The organism is Trichlorobacter sp. (assembly GCF_030247655.1).
Lineage (GTDB): Bacteria > Desulfobacterota > Desulfuromonadia > Geobacterales > Pseudopelobacteraceae > Trichlorobacter.
In genome coordinates this window covers 1-4,202 of sequence record NZ_JAOTRZ010000241.1, presented here as the reverse complement: position 1 = coordinate 4,202, position 4,202 = coordinate 1, and the positions used below count along the sequence as shown (strand labels likewise).

The 4,202-nt window shown below is 49.7% G+C and carries 4 protein-coding genes; 1 reads left to right on the top strand and 3 read right to left on the bottom strand.

The window, feature by feature from the left end; all coding sequences use genetic code 11:
* Positions 1-89: 89 nt before the first annotated feature.
* A complete protein-coding gene (thiE, locus tag OEL57_RS14745; RefSeq protein WP_300741492.1) occupies positions 90-725 on the top strand; it encodes a thiamine phosphate synthase in 636 nt (211 codons plus the stop codon).
* A gap of 65 nt (positions 726-790) precedes the next feature.
* Here the strand turns inward: thiE and OEL57_RS14740 are convergent, their stop codons facing one another.
* From OEL57_RS14740 to OEL57_RS14730, 3 genes are all read right to left on the bottom strand, one after another.
* The gene (locus tag OEL57_RS14740) at positions 791-1,426 is read right to left on the bottom strand and encodes a hypothetical protein (protein ID WP_300741491.1); all 636 of its coding nucleotides are present in this window, start codon (positions 1,424-1,426) and stop codon (positions 791-793) included.
* A 57-nt stretch (positions 1,427-1,483) separates the two neighbouring features.
* Entirely contained in the window at positions 1,484-2,224 is a 741-nt protein-coding gene (locus OEL57_RS14735; protein WP_300741490.1) for a DUF2971 domain-containing protein, read from the bottom strand.
* Between the two features lie 528 nt (positions 2,225-2,752).
* The gene (locus OEL57_RS14730) at positions 2,753-4,051 is read right to left on the bottom strand and encodes a TolC family protein (protein ID WP_300741489.1); all 1,299 of its coding nucleotides are present in this window, start codon (positions 4,049-4,051) and stop codon (positions 2,753-2,755) included.
* Positions 4,052-4,202 lie beyond the last annotated feature (151 nt).

The window sequence follows — 4,202 nt, the reverse complement described above, 5'->3', positions numbered from 1 at the left end:
ACGGGCCGCTGCAGGTGCCAACGGTCCCGGCAGCTTTGTTCCCTGTTTTCTTGACAGCCTGTATAACCTGACCCCTGCGGAGCTTGAACATGACGCACGTATCAATGGATAGCAGGCTATTGCTGCATCTGGTCACGGATCGCACCTTAAGCCGGGGGCGGTCACTGGTGGAAGTAGTGCAAGAGGCGGTGGCTGGCGGTGTCACCTGTGTGCAGTTGCGGGAGAAGAACTGCAGCACACGCGAGTTTCTGGATGAGGCGCTGCTGCTGAAAGAACTGCTACAACCGCTGGGTCTGCCGCTGATCATCAATGACCGGGTGGATATCGCCCTGTCAGTCGGGGCAGATGGTGTACACCTGGGCCAAACAGATCTGCCGATCAGCCATGCCCGTCGTTTGCTGGGGCCGGACTGCCTGATCGGGGTTTCAGCAGAATCAGTTGACGATGCGATAGAGGCGCAACAACAGGGGGCGGATTATATCGGCATCAGTCCGGTCTTCAGCACCCCTACCAAGACCGACACCGCCCCGGCTTTAGGTCTGGAAGGGATACGCCGGATTCGGGAACAGGTGCAAATTCCGCTGGTGGGGATCGGAGGAATCAACCTGACCAATGCCCGACAGGTGCGGGAAGCCGGTGCTGATGGTGTGGCGGTGGTTTCGGCTATTATGTCGGCAGAATCACCGCGACAGGCGGCAGAGATTATGAGGGGGGTGTTGGGGTAACGGCCCCCCGGGATGACCCGCCCTCGGAGGGTCTTGCCGATGGTTGGAATTGTTATTATTCGTTCCTATGCCTCAGTGCGGAGACGTTCAAGAATAATGGATTTTGCCTCCATCCTCTTACCTTCATCAATATGGTTGAACATCATCATAAGTTTTAAATCTATGTTTTCTGGAGTAAAAACTGAATTATCGAGCTTGCCATTTACAACATCTTTAAACATACCTATTTCTCCATCCAACTCTCCTACATTCTCTTCTGTTACTTCAATGTCATCCCTTAAATACGCTTTCTTGCTTGCTGACATTATTTTAGGTGAATCAGAAAACCATATTGCACTTCGTTTTTCATGCAGTGCCTGATATATGAGATTAAAACCTTCATTTTGAAGTGGTCTAGAATCTTGGAACAAATTTCTTCCGAGCTTTAACCAAGCATCAAAATGTTCCATTTCCATATCGCTACCTACTTCCCACCATATCGTATCAAGCAATTTATCAAACGGAATAGGCAATGACTTATTAACTTCTGGGATATCATCTGAATACTTATCATATGGACTTTTATAATCACTTATTGCCCTAATTATGCCAGCAACAAAATTTTGCAGTACTCTTTCTCGCTGCTTTATGCGGGAGAGTGCGAAATAAACGTAGATATTGAAGCCAACCATTACTGTCAAAATTATATAGACAACAGTCATATAATACTCCTCATGCCAATAAAGTGGGGCGGTGAAATTTTATGAAACAGTGGTTTGCTAACTCGCAGACATATTTGAAATTTTTACACTCTCACGGAGGCAGTGTTCTCCAATATCTGCCATAATTTTGCTTTTCAAATCTTGCGTAACGTTGCTACCAATAATTACCTCGCTCACGGTGCCATCAAACGTCCAGTTTACGCACTGTTTGTTTGAAATAAATCTGATTTCCTGCTCTGGCTGCCAAAAATCAGTTTTGGTAAGCAGAATGTTTTTATAATTGGTGACATCACCTTCAAGAACAGACTCCAAGAATGAGTCCACATGAAAAACTTTTTCAGCGACGTAATTTACCCGATGAATTGACTTATCAATAAGCTCGTCAGAAACAACTATTTCGATACATACGCCGTTGCCATTGCCTCCATATCTTGACCAAAGGAGGTCATTGTTTATTAGTTCCGAAAAGCAGGAAACTCCTATGTCATTACGGCAGTTATTAACAATTTCATTGATTATAGGTGTCGCGACCGCCTCAAGCCGATTGTTTTGCAAAGCTAATGAAACTGATTGGGCGGGAGGAAACATCAAATTGCTCCCATATATTGTCATAACCCGTAATAAAAGACTGTGAGTGACTGGCGAGGGGACATAATCAAGTTTAAAATTGAATTCATTCTTGTCATTAAGGGACTCTGGTTTTGCACACCAAATTGCGCACTGTAGGACGATCTGATAGAAATGATCAAGTTCCCCTGCTCTCAAATCTGACAGGTCTTTGTATTTATAGATTTTCATTTTATTTTTTCCAACTCGTAGATCACCTGTTCATGCGCGCGCGTGAACCGATCATCCCCCCAAATGGAACATTTCTCCAAGCCATTTTCAGCAAGCCTGTCATTACAGTATCCAACCTGCTGAAGTCAGACAGAACAAAAATGTACCATGAAAATCCGGACGTGCAATCCGAATTTTCATGGGAAATCCCTTGCCAGAGCAGTCTCCTGTTAATCTGAAACAGGCCGGTTGAGAATACTGATTACCTCCGTGGCGATGAAAACCCGATCCCGTTTTTGATCCGTCTGTGGCGCAACAACTCCGCTCTCTCGCATAATGTTTAAAGCCGCATTGGCCGTCAGGAATGAGGTGTTGAAGGCCTGTTGGATTGAGCGAACCGTAACAACCGGATGAGCAATGAGGTATTCCAGGCCACGATCCTTTAATAAGGTCTGACGCTATTAAAGTTTATTTTAGAGTGGTAAAAAGAGTTCCGATGACAGCACACGAAATTAACTTCTGCCGTGCTGTCACAACCAGCCCAACAAGCTACTCCCCAGCCACCCCCATGGCCCAGCGCAGGTTAACCTGGGCCGCCAGATAATCCCGGTTGGCACGGGCCAGGTTGCTTTCTGCCCGAAGCAGGTTGGTCTGGGCATCATCCACTTCCAGCCGGGTTTTGACCCCGTACTCAAATCCTTTTTCAGCCATCTGCAGCAGCCGTTCTGCCTGTTTGACCGTACCGGACAGGGCGGTGATGGTCTCGGCTGACTCGGTCAGGTTGTAGTGGGCTGTACGCAGTTCCAGCGTGATGCTGTCGCGCAGTTTCTGTTCCTGCAGCTGGCTGGTGCGCAGGTCACTGCGGGCCTGCTGGGTGCGACCACGGCTGCGCATGCCGTCAAAGAACGGGAAGGTCAGGTAGATACCGGCGTTCCAGGCCGGGCCGTCTGAACGGCGGGTGGGGCCCGGGTCAGACAGCTCCAACTGGTGCCACCCGGCCGCACCCTTCAGATCCAGCCGTGGCTTGTCATCGGCATTGGCAATGGTGACCAGCTCCTGATTGATGCCGATCCGCAGCTTTTGGTCAGCCAGCTCCGGTCGTTTATCAAGGGCGATCTTGAGCGAATCATCAAATCCCGTAACCTGCTCCGGCTTGGCCTCAATCCTGCCAGCCACATCCAGTTCTGGCTGATCAGCACCCAACAAAAAGCGCAGCCGCTCCCGCCCGGTACGGACACTATTCGCGGTGCGGATCAGGTCTGGACGGGCATTCTGCAGATCAACCTCAGCAGCTAACAGATCGTAATCAGTGGCCACCCCTGCCTCAAACTTGCGCTTGGCCTCGGTGTGATGGCGCTCTTTCTGGGCCAGATTTTCCTGGGCCAGGCGGTGCAGCTCCTTTGCCAGCAGCACGTCGTAAAAAGCGATGGAGATGTCACGGTAGGCAGCCTGCCGGAACAGCCGCAACTGTTGGTCAGCAGTTTTGAGCCCCACCTCTGCCGCCCGGAGGGCTGCGTTGATCTTGCCCCAGGTATACAGCGGCTGGGACAGGGTCAGGTCAACAGTACGACTGTTTTGCATCTGGGCTGCACCATAGAGCGCCTTGGTGCTGTCATCCTTGCTGTAGCCGAAACCGGCCTGCAGGCCCAGCTGCGGCAAGGCTGCAGCACGTTCTTCAACATAGCGGCCCTGAACATAGTTGGCGTATTCCTTGGCCTTCTGGATATCCAGATTCTTGTCGGCGGCAATGGCCAGACAGTCTTTAAGGGTCAGCAGACGGGGGGCAGCCAGTGCCTGCTGGGTGAATAGCAGAAAGCATCCTGCTAGTATAATGAATCGTATCGCCATAATGTTCCTCTCATACAAATTTTGAAACACAGAGCAACTGTGTTCTCTGTCAAGTAGTTTAGTTTAGCTGACCATGGCTGGGTTCCACTTTTGCCCCGTTTTCATCATGGCGTTTAAAATGGTCAGAAGTTTTCTCATACATGCCACTATC

Excerpts from the sequence above, each read along its gene's own strand:
- OEL57_RS14735 (WP_300741490.1), bottom strand. The coding sequence starts at position 2,224 with ATGAAAATCTATAAATACAAAGACCTGTCAGATTTGAGAGCAGGGGAA.
- OEL57_RS14740 (WP_300741491.1), bottom strand. The coding sequence starts at position 1,426 with ATGACTGTTGTCTATATAATTTTGACAGTAATGGTTGGCTTCAATATC.
- OEL57_RS14730 (WP_300741489.1), bottom strand. The coding sequence starts at position 4,051 with ATGGCGATACGATTCATTATACTAGCAGGATGCTTTCTGCTATTCACC.
- thiE (WP_300741492.1), top strand. The coding sequence starts at position 90 with ATGACGCACGTATCAATGGATAGCAGGCTATTGCTGCATCTGGTCACG.